We start from the raw sequence: 17,819 nt of genomic DNA, 5'->3' as shown, positions 1-17,819 counted from the left end.
GCCCTAGGCTGGAGGCATGAGTGAATGGGGTGACTGGGGTCCGGCCGTGGTGGCGATCATCGTCGCCGTCGTGTACCTCGCGATCGTCGTGAGCATCGTCCGGGCCGTCCGCCGGCGAGCCGACACGACCCCGCTCGAGCGCACCGTCTGGACGGTCGCCGCCGTGCTCTTCCCGATCGGCGCCGGGGCCGTCTGGCTGTTGCTCGGGCCGCACCCGCTGGGCCTCCGCATCGATCGCGAGCACGAGTAGCCCAGGCGAAGCACGGCCCCGCCTCCGGGTGGACACGGCCCCGCCCCGAGTGGCACGGCCCAGCTCCGGACGGCTCGACTGTCGGCGGTCGCGTCTAGCCTGCCGAGGTGACCCTCCCCCCGCCCGAACCCGACGCCTGCCGCGGAGGCGCGGGTGGGCCCCTCGAGACCGCCTGCGGTCGCCCGGTCGACGAGTCGTCGCCCGTGCCGCTCTGCGACCGGCACCTGGCCCTCGCCGCCGACTGGGTGGCGGCACGCGAGGGCTCGGGCGACGGGGTGACCGACCTGCTGCCGTCGCCGTGCCTCGCCTGCGGCTCGCGGCTCGGCGTGCACTGGCCGTCGGGCTGGCTTTGCGCCGTCTGCGAGTGGCGCCAGGGCGACGTGCCCGACGCCGAGCTCGGGGTCGTGCGGGTCGACGTCGTCTACTACATCCGCTTCGACGACCGCATCAAGATCGGCACCTCGTCGAACCCGCGGCAGCGCCTGGGCGCCCTCTGGCACGACGAGCTGCTGGCGTTCGAGCGGGGCGATCGCGTGGTCGAGCGGCGGCGGCACGGGCAGTTCGCGGCGACGCGCTTCGGCCGCACCGAGTGGTTCGCGCCCAGCACCGAGCTCGACGCCCATGTCGCGGCGCTCGCGGCAGGGGTCGACGACCCGTGGCAGCGGTACGCCCGCTGGCGCAGCGAGGCCCTAGCTCTGCGCGGCTGACCTGCCTGCGGCGTGCCGTGTGCCGTGTGCCACGTGCGCATCGCACCGCCTCCTGGACATCGCACCGCCACATTCGACGGTGCGACGTCCAGGAGGCGGTGCGATCGCGCGGGTCGACGGTGCCGAGGTCAGGCGGGGGCGATGAGGCGCCGGGGTCAGGGGCGCAGGTAGGCGTCGACGAGCAGCGGGCCGCGGATGGCGCGCAGTTCGTCGAGCAGCAGCGGCACCGTCTGCCGGGTCAGCCCCGAGAGCTGCAGGTCGTGCGGGCCGAGGGGCGGCAGCTTGCCCGTGCGCAGTCGCACGACCTGCCAGCCGGCCGCGCGGAGGGCTGCGTCCTTGCGCCGGTCGGCGGTCTCGCGGTGTCCGACGTGCTCGAGCCCGTGCCGCCCGGTCGAGTCGTACTCGATCGCGATCCGCAGCTCGCTCAGCACGATGTCTGGCCAGACCTCGACGTGGTCGAAGAACGGACGCCCGACGCGCACGGCGTTCAGCCCGGGCTCGAACTCGAGCCGGGCCGTCAGCTCGGCCCGCAGCTCGGCCTCGACCGCCGACGCCGGCTTCGGCGCACACACGCTGGTGAAGGGAGTGCCCGTCGGCAGCGCCGGCGTCTTGTCGCAGACCGGACGCGAGGCCCGCGTCGGCCGCGGGGCGCGACCGGACCGGGAGGCGCGGCTCGGCTGCGAGGCGCGGGCGGGCTCGGAGGCGCGGCTCGGCTGGGAGGCGCGGCTCGGCTGGGAGGTACGGCTCGGCTGGGAGGGGCGCGCCGACTCGGAGGCGCGGGCGGGCTGGGAGGTGCCGCTCGGCTGCGAGGCGCGCGCGGGCTCCGAGGCGCGGGCGGGCTGGGAGGTGCCGCTCGGCTGGGAGGTGCGGCTCGGCTCGGAGGTGCGGATGCCCGGATCGAGGATCGCGTCCGGCCGTGGCGTCGTCGAGGGCAGGCCCGTGCTCGCGGAGCGGCGCCGCCGGGGCGGAGGTGGCGGGGCTCCGGGCACCGCGCCTCCTGGGGGCGGGGTCGGCGCCATCGAGCCCGGCACCGATGGGCTCTGCAGCGGCCAGCCCGGAACCGATGAGCTCTGCAGTGGCGAGCCCGGCACCGACGAGGTCCCGGCCGACGGCGCCTGCGCCGGCAGACCCGCAACCGGCTCGCCGCCGGCCGCAGCCCGCTCTCGCGCGAGCGCGTTCTGCTCGCGCGCGACCGCGGTCTGCCGTCGCACGGCGTCGGCCTGTGCCCGCACGGCCGCTGCAGGAGCCATCGGCGGGCGCATCGGCAGCGCGCGCGGCGCGGCCAGTTCGCTGCAGGTGGGGCACCACGACGACCGGCGTCGCTCGCGCCCCGGCCGGTGCCGCTGCTCGTCGGGAGTGGCGACGAACACGTGGCCGGCGTCGCAGAGCCAGCACAGCCACACGTCGGCCGCGGGCGGGATCTGGCTGAGCACGACGCCCCCGTTGTGCTCGGGGCGGTACTGCCGCACGAGCACCGGGTACGACGCCCACGCCTCGCGGTAGCTGCCCACCGCGTAGGGCACGGCGAGGCCGCGCGACGTCTGGCGTCGCGCCCACCAGGCGGCGATCGGCTCGGGCACGCGCACACGGTACGACGGGCCACCGACATCCGGACCTGCCGTTCAGACCATGAACCCCGTTCACGAAGACGAACCACGGGAAAACGGGGTTCGTCTTCGTGAACGGGGTTCGGCGAGACGCAACCCGGCCGGCCCGACCCGACCCGCCCCGGCCCGGACACCCCCGACACCCGTACCATCGACCGGATGCCCGATACCGCGCCTCCCGACGTGCCCACCCCCGCCGCAGCCCCCGCCGACGTCCACGCCCGCGGCTTCGTCCGCGTGCGCGGCGCGCGCGAGAACAACCTGCGCGCGGTCGACGTCGACGTGCCGCGCAACAGCATCGTCGCGTTCACGGGCGTCTCGGGCTCGGGCAAGTCGTCGCTGGCCTTCGGCACGATCTTCGCCGAGGCGCAGCGCCGGTTCTTCGAGTCCGTCGCCCCCTACGCGCGCCGGCTGATCGCGCAGGGCGGCACACCGCACGTCGACGAGATCACGGGCCTGCCCCCGGCCGTCGCCCTGCAGCAGCGTCGCGGCGCCCCGAGCTCACGCTCGACCGTCGGCACCCTGACCACCCTCTCGAACTCGATGCGGATGCTCTACTCGCGGGCCGGCAGCTACCCCGCCGGTGCCGACCGCCTCGAGTCCGACTCGTTCTCGCCGAACACCGTCGCCGGGGCCTGCCCGCGCTGCCACGGCCTCGGCGTCGCCCACGAGGTGACCGAGTCGTCGGCCGTCCACGACCCCTCGCTGAGCATCCGCGGCGGCGCGATCACCGCCTGGCCCGGAGCCTGGCAGGGCAAGAACCTCCGCGACGTCACGAGCGTCCTCGGCTACGACATCGACCGCCCCTGGCGCGACCTGCCCCAGGCCGACCGCGACTGGCTGCTGTACACCGACGAGCAGCCCGTCGTCGAGGTGAACCCCCAGCGCGACCGGGTCGCCAAGCCGTACAAGGGCCGCTTCTGGAGCGCCCGCGCCTTCGTCATGCACACCCTCGCCGACTCGCAGAGCGAGACGCAGCGCACCAAGGTGCTGCGGTACGTCGAGAGCGGGCCGTGTTCGCTCTGCGGCGGCAGCGGACTGACCCGGGCGGCGCTCGCGGTGACTTTCGCGGGCCGCACGATCGCCGAGCTGAACGCCCTGCCGATCGCCGAGCTGGGCGACGTGCTGCGGCCGACCGCCACCCTGACGAGCGCGTCCGCCGCGGTGTCGAACGCGTCGTCGGGCGAGGTCACCGAGGTCGCCGTCCGCATCGCCGCCGACCTGCTGGCCCGCACGACCGTGCTCGACGACCTCGGGCTCGGCTACCTCAGCCTCGGCCGGGCGACGCCCACCCTCTCGCCGGGCGAGATGCAGCGGCTGCGCATCGCGACGCAGCTGCGGTCGGGCCTGTTCGGAGTCGTCTACGTGCTCGACGAGCCGAGCGCGGGCCTGCACCCCGCCGACGCCGAGTCGCTCGTCGAGGTGCTCGAACGGCTGCGCGCGAGCGGCAACTCGGTCTTCGTCGTCGAGCACGACATGAGCATCGTGCGCCGCGCCGACTGGGTCGTCGACGTCGGCCCGGGGGCCGGCAGCCAAGGAGGCGCGGTGCTCTACAGCGGGCCCGTCGCCGGGCTCGCCGGGGTCGCCGACTCGGTCACGCGACGCTTCCTCGAGCCGCCCGTCGCCGGTCGCGCCCAGGGCGAGCCGCCCGTCCGCCGCGAACGGGTGGACACGCTCGAGCTGCGGGGCGTCACCCGCCACAACCTCGACGGCGTCGACGTCGACCTGCCGCTCGGCGTCCTGACCGCGGTGACCGGGGTGTCGGGTTCGGGCAAGTCGACGCTGGTCGGCGGCGTGCTGGCCGAGACCGCGACCGGGCACGAGCGGGTCGACCGCGTCGTGCAGGTCGACCAGAAGCCGATCGGCCGGACGCCGCGGTCGAACCTCGCGACCTACACGGGCCTGTTCGACGCCGTGCGGCAGGCCTTCGCGGCGACCGACCTGGCGCGGGAGCGCGGCTACGGTGCCGGACGCTTCTCGTTCAACGTCGTCGGAGGCCGCTGCGAGGTCTGCCAGGGCGAGGGGTTCGTCTCGGTCGAACTGCTGTTCCTACCGGGCAGCTACTCGCCCTGCCCCGAGTGCCACGGCGCCCGGTTCAACCCCGAGACCCTCGAGGTCACCTGGCGCGGGGCGACGGTCGCGGACGTGCTCGCGATGACGGTGGACGAGGCTGCGACCTTCTTGACCGAGGTGACCAGCGCCTCCCGGGCCCTCGAGACGCTGCGGCAGGTGGGGCTCGGCTACCTGCGGCTCGGGCAGCCGGCGACCGAGCTGTCGGGCGGCGAGGCGCAGCGCATCAAGCTGGCGACCGAGCTGCAGCGGGCGCGCACGGGGCACACGCTCTACCTGCTCGACGAGCCGACGACGGGGCTGCACCCGGCCGACGTCGAGCTGCTCGTCGCCCAGCTTCAGCTGCTCGTCGACGCGGGCAACACGGTCGTGGTGGTCGAGCACCACATGGGCGTCGTCGCCGCGGCCGACCACGTGATCGACCTCGGCCCCGGGGGAGGCGACGCCGGCGGCCGCGTCCTCGCCGTCGGCACGCCCGAGCAGGTCGCGGGGGCGTCCGGCAGCCGGACCGCGCCGTACCTCGCGGCGGCGTTGCCGGGCTGAGCCGCCGAGAGCGGACGAGCCCACGACGCGACGACGAGCCGACGAGCCGCCGAGCCGCCGAGCCGACGAGCCGAGGAGCCCTGGAGGCGCGGTGCAGCCGACCCGCGCCTCCTGCCCTCGCGACCCGCGCCTCCTGCCCTCGCGACGTCCCGACGAGACACGACGTGCCGCCCACCGGTCGAGGGGGCGGCACGTTGTGTCGGAGCAGGCGGGGGCTACGGCGAGACCATGCCACCGTTCACGTTGAGCGTCTCGCCCGAGACGAAGCTCGACTCGGCCGACGCGAGGAACACGTAGGCCGGAGCCTGCTCGGCGGGCTGCCCGGCACGGCCGAGCGGCGCCTCGCTCGAGCCGAACTCGGGCAGCGACTCGGGGTCGACGCCGTCGGTGACCTGCAGCACCGTCCAGGTCGGGCCCGGGGCGACGACGTTGACGCGGATGCCCTTCTTGATGAGCTGCTGCGCCATGCCCTTCGACAGGTTGTTGACGGCACCCTTGGTGGCCGCGTAGTCGAGGCGGTCGGGGGCCGGCGTGTGCGCCTCGGCCGAGGCCGTGTTGATGATGGTCGAGCCGGGGGCCAGGTGCGGGACGGCCGCCTTGACGATCCAGAACGGCGCGTAGACGTTGGTGCGGAAGGTCAGGTCGAACTGCTCGTCCGTGATGTCGGCGATGTCCTCGTGCCAGACCTGCTTGCCGGCGACGTTGACGACGGCGTCCAGGCCGCCGAGCCCGTCGACCGCCTTCTGCACCAGCTCACGACAGAAGGAGGCGCTGGTCAGGTCGCCGGGGAGGGCCACGGCCTTCTGCCCCGCGGCCTCGATCATCGCGATCACGTGGTCGGCGTCGGACTGCTCGCTCGGCAGGTAGTTGAGCGCCACGTCGGCACCCTCGCGGGCGTAGGCGATGGCGACGGCGGCCCCGATGCCGGAGTCGGCACCCGTGATGAGCGCCTTGCGGCCGGTGAGGCGGCCGGTGCCGCGGTAGGTCTCTTCACCGAGGTCGGGCACGGGCGTCATCTTCGACTGCAGTCCGGGCTCGTCCTGGTGCTGCACCTCGGGGCTGATCGTCGGGTAGAGCGTGCGCGGGTCGGCGAAGGTGTACTGGTCGCGGGTCATGCGGGGTCCTCTCGTGGTCGCGGTGCCCTGGACGGTACGCCGGGCGGACTGCGGGTCGTACCCCGCGGGCGACTTGCTGCCCCGGGGTACGGGTTCACACGGCGGGCGCGACCGGCGGGCGTAGGCAGGTCGGGTGCCGCGACGAGCGTGGCCGGGACGGAGTGGGCACCATGGCGACCGAGATCACCGAGGGCGGGCAGGCGACGATGGACGCCGTCGAGCGCATGCGCGACCAGGAGCGTCCGCTCGACGAACGCTTCACCGACGACTTCACCGACCACGACCCGGCCGACGGGCAACCCGAGGGCGGCGGCGGCATCGCCTGGTTCTGGGAGACGTTCGGCGAGTCGTTCAGCGACGTCGACCGGACGGTGCTCGAGACGATCGTGACGCCGACGAAGTTCGTCACGATCAGCGACCTGTCGGGCACGCACACGGGCGAGTTCATGGGTCACGCGCCGACCGGCAAGCGGTTCACGGTGCGCAACGTGCAGGTGATCGGCTACCGCGACGGCAAGGCCTGCGATCGCTGGGGCTCGACGGACGTGCTGGGCATCCTGCAGCAGCTCGGCCTCGCCTGACGCGCGGGCCTGCCCTCGCGCCCTCGCCGCCCGCCCTCTCGCCCACCTACCCGCGTCCCTCGTCTCGGGCGTCGAGTGGTCCCAGAACGTCCTTCCGTCGCACGCGGAGGACGGTTTCGCGACCACTCGACCGGCCCGTCGGCGGGTGTCGACGGGTGCGAGGTCGCGTCAGCGCGTGACGGCGAAGGCCGGGGGAGGCGCGTCCGACGTCGCGCCCGTCCCGCACGCCACGGCGCGTGCGATGCGTTCGACCAGCTCGTCCGGCACCGGTCGGCCCCAGCCGAAGGCGACGGTGTCCTTGGCGCGGCGGTGCGGAGAGACGTCGCCTTCGAGGGCTCCGTCGAATCGCGGGACCGGGTAGATGCCGAGATGGCGGGTCCATGCCGCGAAGTAGAGCGTGCGGCCGTCGGCGAAGCGGATGGCGGGCATGCCGTACTTCAGGCTCTCGACCCCTCCGGAGCACCCGGCGTGGATCGCCCGTCTCACCCGCTCGAGCGCTTCGTGCTTCTCGGGCGGGAACCCCGCGATGTAGTGATCGACCACGCTGTCGCTCATGACGAGTCCTCTCGTTCGCTGGGCACCAGTGTGCGACGGAACGCCCCGCGCCGCCAGCCCCCGGGCGCACCGTGCAATGCCGACGTGGAGGCCGAGGCAAGAGCGCTCCTCGCTTCCCAATCACGAAAGGCTTGCCGAAAAAGATGCGGAAGGGTCAAGGCGATGTTGGCCCGCGGCAGATATCTTTCGACGTGGAGTGACGGCGAGGACCAAGACAGTTTCAAGTACTATTTCTGGCTCCATGAGGGACCTTTTGTCGCTGACACTTTGCGGGCCTTGTCGGATGCAGCCGCCGACGATATTTCTGCCATGTTGTTCACTGACGAATCGTGTTCCCGGTGTCTCAGTCCGTGTGACGGCGGGTTCGACATCCTCGCGCAGTCTGCTGAAGACAAAGACCTTCTGAGGGCCTCGTTATCGGAATGGCTTCCTCCGCCAGATGATCCCTACGGCTCGAACTCATGAGTTCAACAAGGATCGAAGAGGCGTGTCCAATGTAGCGTAATCACAACAACTATAAACACCGCCCCCCGGGTCAATATCAGAGCTGCAGGTAGACCATGCCAATACTCCAAGAGATATTCGCGCATCCACCAAGTGGCTGGCCAGATCGTCCGTGGGATCGGGACCCGGCTGTGGACGCGTTCGCGCGGATAGCCGTCGGGGTGGGAGAGCGACTCTCGTGGGCTGTGGCTGAGGCTGGAGTCGTTGCTGCCTACCGTCAATTTCGGGTGTCGACGGTGCCCACGTCGGCCCACGCCGTCGGTGTGGACACGATCGAGCTGAAGCGGATGGGGTGGGAGGGGTGTCGTGCAGAAGTCCCCCGGGAGTTCGCGGAGCTGAATCGCGGAAGCCAACTCGAGACGGTCCGCAACTCGTTCGCTTTCGCGCTCAGAGCCCATGCCGAACTCCGAGGCTGGGACCGGTCGGCCCTCGAGGGGGCGCTGGCAAGCGGGTTGGACGATCGGCTGGACTTCTTCTGGGAAGGCGTCCGCCGCACCAGCAGGGACAAGCGTCACTCGGCTCAGCTTCGAGGAGTCTTTTCCTTGGACGGTTATGCACGTGTCAGTGTCGTCATGCGCGACGAGCGCTCCGACCGAGAGTCCATCACGAAGGCCTTTCGGTGTGGCTCCTCGGTCGCCAGCCTCAAGCGCACGGACGCCACCGCTGGTTGGGCCAGTCTGATGCAGTTCGTGTTTGCGGCCGGCACCGATGAATCTGACAGTGCTCGAGTGATCGTGGGTCCCGACGGGGAGACGGCCGTCGAGGACGACGCTCTCTTGACAGTGTCTCAACCGGCCATGGGACAGACCGTCGGCCCCCTCCCTGTCGTCCACTTGCCTCCTCTGGACACTCGTCGCCTGCGCAAATGAGGCCCGCGAGTCGTCTGAGTGGCACAGGTCGAGTCGTGGCCGTACCTTCTTCCGAGCTCCTCAGGTCACCAAGTTGGGGCGAGAGAGGGCGTCTGGTCGAGTACGTTCTCGCAGGGCAGGGCGATCTGCCTCTAGTGAGGTTTCCGACTCGCCTCCGGTACAGGCCCGTTCACTGATCAGGCCCCACGGGCTTGTCTCATTAGGGAATCGGTCTACGACGCGTCCGGCTGCCCGATAGGCGGTCGTTCATCGGGACACCTCGGCGCACCCGTTTCGGCCGGCTGGGGACAAGGGGCGCCTGGCCTGCGAATTCGCGTATGCCTGTCCCGCAAAAATGCCCGGTGACGGGGGTCTGAACGCTACAGTCGTCGGATGCTCATCGGATACGCACGCGTCTCGACCTCCGGGCAGGATCTCGCAGCACAGCGTGATGGTCTTGCAGCGCTCGGTGTTGATGATCAACACGTGCATGTTGACCACGGGCTCTAGGGCACGACTCGAGCCCGCCCGGGCCTCCGCGAAGCGCTGGCCGCATGTCGTGCCGGCGACGTTCTGGTCGTCACGAAGCTCGACCGTCTCGCCCGCTCCCTTCGGGACGCGACCGACATCGCAGACGAGCTGACGAAGAAGGGCGTCGCCCTCAACCTCGGGGGAGCGGTCTACGACCCCACCGACCCCGTTGGCCGGCTCCTGTTCAACGTCCTCGGCATGGTGGCCGAGTTCGAAGCCGACCTCATCCGTGCCCGCACCCGAGAGGGCATGGCGATCGCCAAGGCAGCCGGCAAGCTCCGCGGCCGAAAGCCCAAGCTCACTGCCTCGCAGGAGAAGCACCTCGTGCAGCTGCACCGCACCGGCGCTCACACCACCAGTGAGATCGCTGAGCTCTTCGGTGTGGCCCGCTCGACGGTCTACCGCGCGATCCAGAGAGCCGAGCAAGCGTAGATGTCGGAGTCGGAGCGGCCCCTGCCGGAATGCCCTAGAGGCCGCGCACGTCGTAGACCGCAGCCCCGGACGCGTGCCGAGCGCGCCCGGCGGCGCCGGGACCGCGCCAATAGTGGGGCGCCCGACTGGTGGCCTCGGCCGCTGCTCTGGCTCTGGCGATGGCTGGCCCGCCCCGTTCTGCGTTTCTTGGAGGCTGCCGTGGGGAATCTCTAGAAGGCCGGTAGCCGTCGACTCAACGATTCGTTTTCGCGGGCCACCACGGGGGTGTTGCTTCAGCCTGATGACCTAGGTCCAGAGGGAAGTGGAGTGATTCCCCGTCAATTGGGTCTCACCGGTCCAGATCTCGAAAGTAGGCGTCGACGTCAGCCGATGAGCACGACCACGTGACATCAAAGGCTCTCGTCAGCTCATCGATAAGGCCCCCCGACTCACCGGGGACATTGTCATCGAAGATGCCGTTCTCCATCTGAACCGAGGAATCAGGATTCTCAATGAATGGGAAAGGCAGCTCGAGGAGGTAGCTCACGTATTTCCCTGCACCATTTACCTCTTTTAGTGCGAGGATTTTGAGCCCCGCATTATCGCCTATACCTATGGTTCCCACGATGCCGCGAGAATCCCATCGAGAGAGTTCAGGGACGCGCTCGTCTACTTCAGGGCGCTGACTCACGAACTGGCGGAGACCACGCCAAAAGGCAGACATGGCGAAATCCTATGGCTATCCCGTTCGTGATCCTTGCGCGCTCTCGGTGGTCTTTCGTGTGAACGGGGTGTGCCCGCGTCATGTCGCTATGAGCTTTCCTGACAGACGAAGAGATCGAAGTGGATGTCCCCTTAAACGATCGGCTTCAGGGCGGATCGCAAAACCTGCATACTCGCTCCATGAGCAATCCCGTAGGCGCTTCCGGCCGTGCCGTGCGGCGGCGGCTTCGAGAGACGCTGTGCCCGGACTGCGAACACCCATGGGAAGAGCACCGGGGTTCAGCCTTTAAGGGGCCGGCCGCCTGTGGGGAGTGCCAGTACGAAGTGGACCACGGGCAGCAGGTCCCTGGTCGAGAGAAGTGCTGCAACAGCGTGCCTCATGCGTTGTTCGTGCGGCCGACGGCCCGAGAGCTGGAAGGAGCAGCGCCACTCCACAGAAAAGTTCTTCTGCGATTCGGGCAGCTGATGCTGGCGGTGTTGCATCTAGTAGTGCGTTGGCCCTGACCGAGGGTGCCCGATAGACGATCGGCGATAGGGCAAGCCCACTCTTGGTCACGGGAATCTCACGGGCCACGTGGCTTTCGTCTTTTCGTCGGTCAGACTTCAGGGCCTGGACGCTTTGCGGCGTCTCCACGAATTTCTCAGACGCGCTAAGTCGCCCCACTTTTCGGCTGAACGCAGGACGCCGAGAGCGAGCACGACGAGCAAGATGGTGGCGACGAGGACTCCGATGAGGGGGCTGCTGGTGCTGTCGTGGACGGTGTCGGTGCCGCCGAGGATGGCATCGGGTATCGCGTAGGAACGGGAGGTGCCGTCCGTTCCCACTGCCCCGTCGAGTCCGACGCTGCGGTAGGTCAACTGACCGTCGTCGCTCGTCCACGTGCCGACGCTCTGGCAGCCGTACCGGCCATCGCCTTCGCAACTCTCCTCGGTGAACGTGCCTGCCACATGCGCCTGAGTCGAGTCGTGGACGGCTGAGGCGAGAAGTAGAGCGACGACCAGCGCTGCTAGAGCGGCCCCGGCGTAGACCATGAGATGCCAGGCGCGCGTCCAGGGGCCCGAACGGTGGCAAGTTCTGTCAGGGCGCCGGTGTCTTGGGCTATAGAACCCATCATCCATTTCTGAGGGCACAACTTCGCTCACGCTGGCAAGCGTGGCACAACTCAAGGTCACCTCTGGCTATGCGCCCGTTAGGGGATCGTTCACCGAGATCAGTTTCGGACTGACCTATCGAGACAGCCGGTGCTCCGTAGGCGCGGGGGCGTGGCTAGCATCCGCCGGTGGTCGGTGACCGATCGTCTATCGAACGCCTCCCCAAACGGTGGAAGCACCTGCACGCTCCGGGTGCGAATGGTCAGACAGCAACCAGGGGTGGTGGAGTGGTGGACGACTCGATGATCGCGAATCCGCGACCGCGGAGCCGGCGCCGCTCGTCGGATAAGTAGCCCAGCAGGCGGTCTCGGGTTCCTCGGCTGTGGGAAACAACAAGCGCTACTGCCTTCTCGGAGTCCCTCGATCGGACGGCGGCGATGATCTCGAGATGTTCCGCGCGAGCGTGTGCACGGGACTCGGGAGTGCGCACCTCAAGCCACCGCGTCCGGCTGAGCCGGGTCAACGCACCACTCATCGCGTCGGCAAGGAACTTGTTGCGAGACAACCGGGCGAGAGCCACGTGGAAGTCCCCGCCGTCCCGAAGCCCGCTCTCTTCATCGTCCCCGTCGGGCATGTCGATGAGCGCACGCAGAGCGGCCAGTTCGTCATCACCTGCACGCTCGACAGCAAGAGCAACAGCTGCGGTCTCAACCGCTTCCCGGTACTCCATCACGGCCCGCACCTCGGCCAGATCGATCGGAGTGACCTGCCACCCTCGACCCGATCGTTGAGTGAGCCCCTCGTTCTCCAACCGCATCAAAGCAGCTCGGATCGGAGTGCGTGACGCCCCGAGCAAGGACTCGAGCCCCCGCTCGCTCAGCTTCTCTCCCGGCACCAGATCCAACGACAGGATCGCCGCCCGCAACCCCGGGTACACGCCGCTCTCGCTCGTACTCATCCTGACCTTCCTTCGGTATACCATCCGAGGATACCATTTCGGGTTACCACTTAGGCGAAGCCTGCGAAGTCCCTCACTCTCGGAGCACCCATGACCTCACTCAGATCGGCCTCGGACACGTCAGAGATCTGGCGTCGTAATCTCCTCGTGTGCGCGCTGGGCTCGTTCACGACCATCATCGGCATGACGCTTGTCCTGCCGATCCTCCCCCTCTATGTCCGCGACCTCGGCGTCGAGGACCCGGCGGCGGTGACCCTCTGGTCGGGGATCGCCTACGCGGCCACGTTCCTGACCGCGGCCCTGACTGCCCCGTTGTGGGGATACCTCGGCGACCGGTTCGGCCGGAAGCCGATGCTGATCCGGGCGAGCCTTGGAATGGCGGTCGCGATGTCGCTCATCGGCCTGGCTCAAGACGTCACGCAGCTCGTGCTGCTGCGCCTGCTCGTCGGGCTCCTCGGCGGCTACGCCTCCGGATCCACCATCCTCGTCGCAGCGCAGACCCCGAAGGACCGCTCCGCCTGGGCTCTGGGCGTTCTCTCCTCCGCGATCATGGCCGGCACCATCGCGGGCCCTTTGATCGGCGGTACCCTCGCGCAGACCATCGGCGTGCAGGGCGCGTTCCTCGCAACCGGTGGACTGATCTTCCTCGCCTTCCTCGGCACCACCCTGTTCCTCAAAGAGATCCCGCGGCAAGGCTCGAAGTCTGCGAAGTCGAAGCGGTCGGGCTCCTGGGCCGCCGTCCCGCAGAAGCCTGCGGTCCTCGCCCTGCTCAGCCTGTCGACCCTGCTGATGTTCGCGACCATCTCCGTCGAGCCGATCATCGCCGAGCACGTCCGCACCCTCACCGGCACGACCGACAACACCGCCATCTACGCCGCGGTCGTGTTCTCCCTCACCGCGTTCGGCACGATCCTCTCCGGCCCGAACCTCGGCAGACTCGCCGACCGGATCGGACACCTGCAGGTCCTCACCATGAGCCTGATCGCCGCAACCCTCCTCCTCGCCGCCCAGTACTTCGCCGACGACCTGATCACCTTCGCGATCCTCCGCTTCCTCACCGGTATCGCTCTCGGCGGCATCACCCCCACCGTCGTCGCCACCATCCGCAGGCTCCTCCCTGACACGAGCGTCGGCCTGGTCCTCGGCTACAACGTGTCAGCGCAGTACATCGGCCAGGTCGCCGGCCCCATCCTCGCCGGATGGCTCGGCGGCACCACCGGCACCAACGCCGTCTTCCTCGCCACCGCCCTCGTGACCGCGCTGGGACTCATCACCGCAATAGCCATCCGACGCCACTTCACACACCAACTCGCCAAGTAGCCCCAGCCCGGTCCGGTAGCCGATCGCTCATTGGGCAGGGCGCTATGCCGCGGATGCGACGCGACCCCGAGCCCCTCGGCGACACGGGCGACGGTGAGGTGTGCGACCACGATCTCTTCCAGCGCCCACCGCAGCCCGGTGCGCGAGAGCTTCGCGCGTGGCTCCGCCGCGGCGCTGGTGTCTTGGCGCCACACGTGTCCGCAGTCGGCACAGCGGTAGCGGCGCACTACAACTTCCAGCACGGGCGGTCGCCAGCCCAGCGGCTCGTGGGCCAACCGCCGTTTCACGGTGTCACGAGCGGCGCCTTCTCTGCCGCACCGTCGGCACCACTGATCTGGTTCCACCACGCGGCACGCGAGGACCGCACGATCCGGTTCAAGTCGTTGCCCGATCACGCTCAGACAGAGGCTGTCGAGTCGAGCGAAGGCGGTCAGGTCAGGGCGGCCGAAGCCGGCCGGCGGGGTAGCGACGGACACGTCGAGGTCTAGCGGATGGATGGCGTAGGAACCTCCATCGTCGGGAGACCTCGACGTCTATCTGCGGACCGACTCGGCGGGGCGCGGTCGTCTTTTGCGTTGGCGGACTACGGAAGCTTGGACGCGAGGACGTCGGCCGCCAGGATCTCGGGTGCTGCGCTGAGGAGGTGCTGGTTGGCCATCAGGGCTGCGACGATGGCGCCGTTGGCGTGGGCGTCGCGAGCGGCCTCGTCGGGGAATGCATCGAAGATCCAGAAGGTGTCGGCGTGGGTCCTAGCCGCGAACCAGACAATCGTTCCTACTTCTTCGTTGGCGAGTGCGACAGCGCCGGCGAGCAAATCAGCGACCGCGTCGCGCTGTCCATCGGCCGCGACGATCTTGGCGACGAAGGCATACGGAAGTGACACGGGTGTGGACATGAGGGGTTCTCCTTGAAGTCGGGGTTCTTCGTGGTTTGAGTTCAGCCTATGACGAGCGAGGGCCGATGGGGAGTGGCGTAAACGGCAGTATTGCTATTATTCACGCCATGCGTATCGGACTGATCGCGATCGACGGCTGCCTTGGTTCGGCGGTCGCGTCGGTCATCGACATCGTGCGGGTGGCCGACGGAGCCCGCGGCGATGTCGACCCGCGGATCGAACCGATCGAACTCGCCATCCTCGGACCGAAACGGCGAGTGACCACGACGGCATCGATGACCCTGTCGGTGGACCACCCGCTGCCGGAGTCCGGAGAGTTCGACGTGGTCGTCGTCCCTGCGCTTGGAACCCTTACGGCCGCCGCGACCCACGACGCACTCCAGAGCCGAGATGCTCGTTCGGTCATCGCCTCACTCGGGCGCCTCGACGACGCGACCACCCGGATCGCCGCGGCGTGCACCGGCGTGTTCGCCGTCGCCGAGACCGGACGGATGCATCATCGGCGGGCGACGACCAGCTGGTTCCTGGGGCCGGATTTCCTGAAGCGCTATCCGACCGTCGCCCTCGATCTCGACACCATGGTCGTGGTCGACGGGAACCTCGTCACCGCCGGCGCAGCCTTCGCCCACATCGACCTCGCGCTCTCACTCGTGCGATCGATCAGCCCCGACCTGGCCCAACATGTCGCCAAGCTCCTCATCATCGACGAGCGTCCGTCGCAGGCGGCTTTCGTCGCCTACGAACATCTCCGGCACGAGGACCCGATCGTCGTCGAGTTCGAACGCTTCGTGCGCGCCCGCCTGGACGAACCGTTCAACGTCGCCTTCGTCGCGCAGTCGCTCGGCACCAGCCGGCGCACCCTCGAACGACGAGTCCGTGCGGCGCTCAACCTCACTCCGCTCGGCTTCGTGCAACGGCTTCGCATCGAACGAGCTCGGCACCTCTCAGCAACCACGGACCTCACCTCCGCCGAGATCGCGCTACGGGTCGGCTACGCGAACGCCGAGACTCTGCGCTCCCTCCTGCGCAGGGAGCGACGCCGTTCCTGACCTATTGCCATGCCTGTAGCTTGTGTCCTAGCGCTCGGTGGGAACCACCTCTCAGCACGTCGCGTCGACGCTCCTGCGTCGCCCCTGGACTACCCACTCGACACGCCCGCAGCACAGCCCATGTGACGTGCCCCGGCTTCCCGGCCTGTCGGGGTTGGGTGGCTGTGATGTCGCTGCATTCTCGTCGAGAGGGTCAGCAGACCCGATCAGAGCCAATTGGGATGAGCCGCTAAGGCAATTAGGTCAGGGCGGCCGAAGCCGGCCGGCGGGGTAGCGTCGTACACGTCGAGGTCTTTCGGATGGATGGCGTAGGAACCTCCATCGTCGGGAGACCTCGACGTCTATCTGCGGACCGACGCGCCCGGCCGACCTACACCTGCATCTGGGAAGAGCCGGTTTGATAGGAAGGTGATCGGGCGTCCGTTAGACGATCGATTAACGCTCACGCATCGTGAGACTCGTCGTCTGACGGCCCTTCTGGCTCGAAACCGCGGTCGAAGACCTTGTCTGCCCGGTACCAGACCATGATGCCTGCAACCGCAAGAGCGGCGGGAAGAGAGCGGGCGACCCAAGCCACCCACGCAATGTCCGGCGCGATCGCGCCAGCAAGAACTGGGGCAAGGAGCATCACTAGGCCGGCGACGACAAGAGCGATAGCTAAGCGACGGCGTCTGCGGGCTGCGTGAGATTGCACGTGCGCATTGTGACACCTCCGTCGTGTGGGTGGTGCCCGTTAGACGATCGGTCAGCGGTCGGCATCGGGTTTCTTTTTGCGCCAGACCTGCCGGCGCAAGATGAAGCCGGACACGATGTTCGTGGCGCCGGCGACGCGCCTTTCGGTACGTCGTCTACCTGGAATAGGTGTCTGTAGCATCGGACGACCTCAGTTGGATAGGTCATCAGTTGCTTCGGCATGGGCTCTACGTTGAGGGAGTTGGCTCCGCCCATGATGGCGGAGCCAACGCCGTTTGGCGGCATGCCGGGATTGGCTGTCGACGTTGTGCGCCCGAACCTTGAAATCATTTGCCCGACAGGGGATCGTTTTACGGGCCGGACGAGGCCGGGCTAGAGGTCCCGAACCGATAGCAGTGAACGAAGCGTGAGGGATCGACGAAGAGATGTCCTTTCGAGGCCGTCTACGACAATCGCTGCCCCGACCCACGACGCGCCGCTCATCTTGACCAGGCGGTGGCAGGCTTGGGCCTGTGCCCCCGTCGCGATCCAGTCGTCGACGAAGAGCACCCTGTCGCCGGCTTTCAGAAGGGCCCGGCGCACTCCGAGGTGGAGGTTCCGATCTTGGTAGTCGGGGCCCGTGACGGTCTCCCACCAGGCGTCGCTGTCCGCTGCTCTTTCAGGATTCTTTCGCACCTCGGCGAAGCCGGTGTGAAGGTGCTGTGCAGTGAGGACCCCGAGCAGACTGCCTCTTGATTCGGTCCCCATGACGACGGTCGGTGAAGCGTCAGGGAAGAGCTGTGCCAGACCTGGCCCCAGTTCGTTGAGCGTGTCGGCATCGCGCCACCACCGCGTGACATCGGCCCGAGAAACAGAGTCTGTTCGATCACCTCGCCACAAGAAAGCGTGCTTGAGTCGCTCAATGACAGGGGGTTCGGCATGCACACAACGATCATGCCAGTGAGCTGTGGCGACCTCGCTCGAGCCGTCCCGATAGATGATCGGTGGCTGTAACGAGAGTCGACTTTGAGAACGAGGCAGCAACACCATGCCGACGAAAAACGTTGCGATCACCGCCAGGGCAGACAGGGCTAGGACGATCCTGCTGTCTTGAACGAACTTCTTGTCTGGCGTTTGGCCGGCTGCTCGGGACCTGCGAACTTGAACCATTCGAACAATGGACCACACGAAAAAGCCCAACGACACGATGGCAACACTGCCCAGCACCTGCTGAGAATGGCAGGCGCAGAGATGAGCAGCCGCAGAATGCCCGTCGGGTAATCCGATAGGGGATCCCCCACTGGATCACTTGCTGTGGGGCGAGCGCACTCGGAGAGGACGCCGTCGTGGTCGTTCCGTGTCGTCGGTGAGCGTGGGCGGAAACGGTC

15 protein-coding genes and 2 pseudogenes are annotated in these 17,819 nt (G+C 68.5%); 8 read left to right on the top strand and 9 right to left on the bottom strand.

The features are described 5' to 3' along the window. The first annotated feature begins 16 nt into the window (after positions 1-16). Together ASG05_RS06855 and ASG05_RS06850 are read left to right on the top strand one after the other, a co-directional pair. Positions 17-250, top strand: a complete 234-nt coding sequence (locus ASG05_RS06855) for a PLDc N-terminal domain-containing protein (RefSeq protein ID WP_056259281.1) — start codon at positions 17-19, stop codon at positions 248-250. Positions 251-453: 203 nt separating this feature from the next. After that, positions 454-957 (top strand): GIY-YIG nuclease family protein, encoded by a 504-nt coding sequence (locus ASG05_RS06850; RefSeq protein WP_056260690.1) that lies wholly within the window; start codon positions 454-456, stop codon positions 955-957. A gap of 155 nt (positions 958-1,112) precedes the next feature. Here ASG05_RS06850 and ASG05_RS17035 read toward each other — a convergent pair whose 3' ends face one another. Further along, entirely contained in the window at positions 1,113-2,537 is a 1,425-nt protein-coding gene (locus tag ASG05_RS17035) for a hypothetical protein (RefSeq protein WP_369814044.1), read from the bottom strand. A 186-nt stretch (positions 2,538-2,723) separates the two neighbouring features. Between ASG05_RS17035 and ASG05_RS06840 the strand changes: the two genes are divergently transcribed. Beyond that, the gene (locus ASG05_RS06840; RefSeq protein ID WP_082486536.1) at positions 2,724-5,177 is read left to right on the top strand and encodes an excinuclease ABC subunit UvrA; all 2,454 of its coding nucleotides are present in this window, start codon (positions 2,724-2,726) and stop codon (positions 5,175-5,177) included. Between the two features lie 215 nt (positions 5,178-5,392). On the opposite strand, the gene ASG05_RS06835 is transcribed toward ASG05_RS06840, so the two are convergent. Further along, positions 5,393-6,292 (bottom strand): SDR family oxidoreductase, encoded by a 900-nt coding sequence (locus ASG05_RS06835; RefSeq protein WP_056259275.1) that lies wholly within the window; start codon positions 6,290-6,292, stop codon positions 5,393-5,395. Positions 6,293-6,462: 170 nt separating this feature from the next. On the opposite strand from ASG05_RS06835, the gene ASG05_RS06830 reads away from it, so the two are divergent. Then, a complete protein-coding gene (locus ASG05_RS06830) occupies positions 6,463-6,873 on the top strand; it encodes an ester cyclase (RefSeq protein WP_157490120.1) in 411 nt (136 codons plus the stop codon). Between the two features lie 168 nt (positions 6,874-7,041). On the opposite strand, the gene ASG05_RS06825 is transcribed toward ASG05_RS06830, so the two are convergent. Continuing rightward, a complete protein-coding gene (locus ASG05_RS06825; RefSeq protein ID WP_056259269.1) occupies positions 7,042-7,428 on the bottom strand; it encodes an iron chaperone in 387 nt (128 codons plus the stop codon). A 635-nt stretch (positions 7,429-8,063) separates the two neighbouring features. Between ASG05_RS06825 and ASG05_RS06820 the strand changes: the two genes are divergently transcribed. Together ASG05_RS06820 and ASG05_RS06815 are read left to right on the top strand one after the other, a co-directional pair. Further along, positions 8,064-8,801: a hypothetical protein gene (locus ASG05_RS06820; protein ID WP_157490119.1), complete on the top strand. Its 738-nt coding sequence runs from the start codon at positions 8,064-8,066 to the stop codon at positions 8,799-8,801. A gap of 372 nt (positions 8,802-9,173) precedes the next feature. Further along, positions 9,174-9,743 (top strand): annotated as a pseudogene (locus ASG05_RS06815) (recombinase family protein). Positions 9,744-10,071: 328 nt separating this feature from the next. Here ASG05_RS06815 and ASG05_RS16260 read toward each other — a convergent pair. From ASG05_RS16260 to ASG05_RS06800, 3 genes are all read right to left on the bottom strand, one after another. Continuing rightward, positions 10,072-10,446 carry a hypothetical protein gene (locus ASG05_RS16260; protein WP_157490118.1) on the bottom strand — a complete coding sequence of 125 codons (375 nt, stop codon included), beginning with the start codon at positions 10,444-10,446 and terminating at the stop codon, positions 10,072-10,074. Between the two features lie 602 nt (positions 10,447-11,048). Continuing rightward, positions 11,049-11,477 (bottom strand): hypothetical protein, encoded by a 429-nt coding sequence (locus ASG05_RS06805; RefSeq protein WP_056259260.1) that lies wholly within the window; start codon positions 11,475-11,477, stop codon positions 11,049-11,051. A 322-nt stretch (positions 11,478-11,799) separates the two neighbouring features. Beyond that, positions 11,800-12,495 carry a GntR family transcriptional regulator gene (locus ASG05_RS06800; protein WP_056260688.1) on the bottom strand — a complete coding sequence of 232 codons (696 nt, stop codon included), beginning with the start codon at positions 12,493-12,495 and terminating at the stop codon, positions 11,800-11,802. Positions 12,496-12,585: 90 nt separating this feature from the next. On the opposite strand from ASG05_RS06800, the gene ASG05_RS06795 reads away from it, so the two are divergent. Next, the gene (locus ASG05_RS06795; RefSeq protein WP_056259257.1) at positions 12,586-13,815 is read left to right on the top strand and encodes an MFS transporter; all 1,230 of its coding nucleotides are present in this window, start codon (positions 12,586-12,588) and stop codon (positions 13,813-13,815) included. Positions 13,816-13,850: 35 nt separating this feature from the next. Here ASG05_RS06795 and ASG05_RS15810 read toward each other — a convergent pair. Continuing rightward, positions 13,851-14,291: pseudogene (locus tag ASG05_RS15810) on the bottom strand (ISL3 family transposase); the annotation flags it as partial. 107 nt (positions 14,292-14,398) lie between these two features. Next, positions 14,399-14,710, bottom strand: coding sequence for a putative quinol monooxygenase (locus ASG05_RS06785; protein WP_056259254.1), 312 nt, complete (start codon positions 14,708-14,710; stop codon positions 14,399-14,401). A gap of 107 nt (positions 14,711-14,817) precedes the next feature. Between ASG05_RS06785 and ASG05_RS06780 the strand changes: the two genes are divergently transcribed. Beyond that, a complete protein-coding gene (locus ASG05_RS06780) occupies positions 14,818-15,759 on the top strand; it encodes a GlxA family transcriptional regulator (RefSeq protein ID WP_056259251.1) in 942 nt (313 codons plus the stop codon). Between the two features lie 1,065 nt (positions 15,760-16,824). Here ASG05_RS06780 and ASG05_RS16835 read toward each other — a convergent pair. Next, positions 16,825-17,658, bottom strand: coding sequence for a phosphoribosyltransferase family protein (locus tag ASG05_RS16835; RefSeq protein WP_235491432.1), 834 nt, complete (start codon positions 17,656-17,658; stop codon positions 16,825-16,827). Positions 17,659-17,819 lie beyond the last annotated feature (161 nt).

Source organism: Frigoribacterium sp. Leaf186 (assembly GCF_001423905.1).
Lineage (GTDB): Bacteria > Actinomycetota > Actinomycetes > Actinomycetales > Microbacteriaceae > Frigoribacterium.
This window is presented reverse-complemented; position numbering and strand designations above follow the sequence as displayed.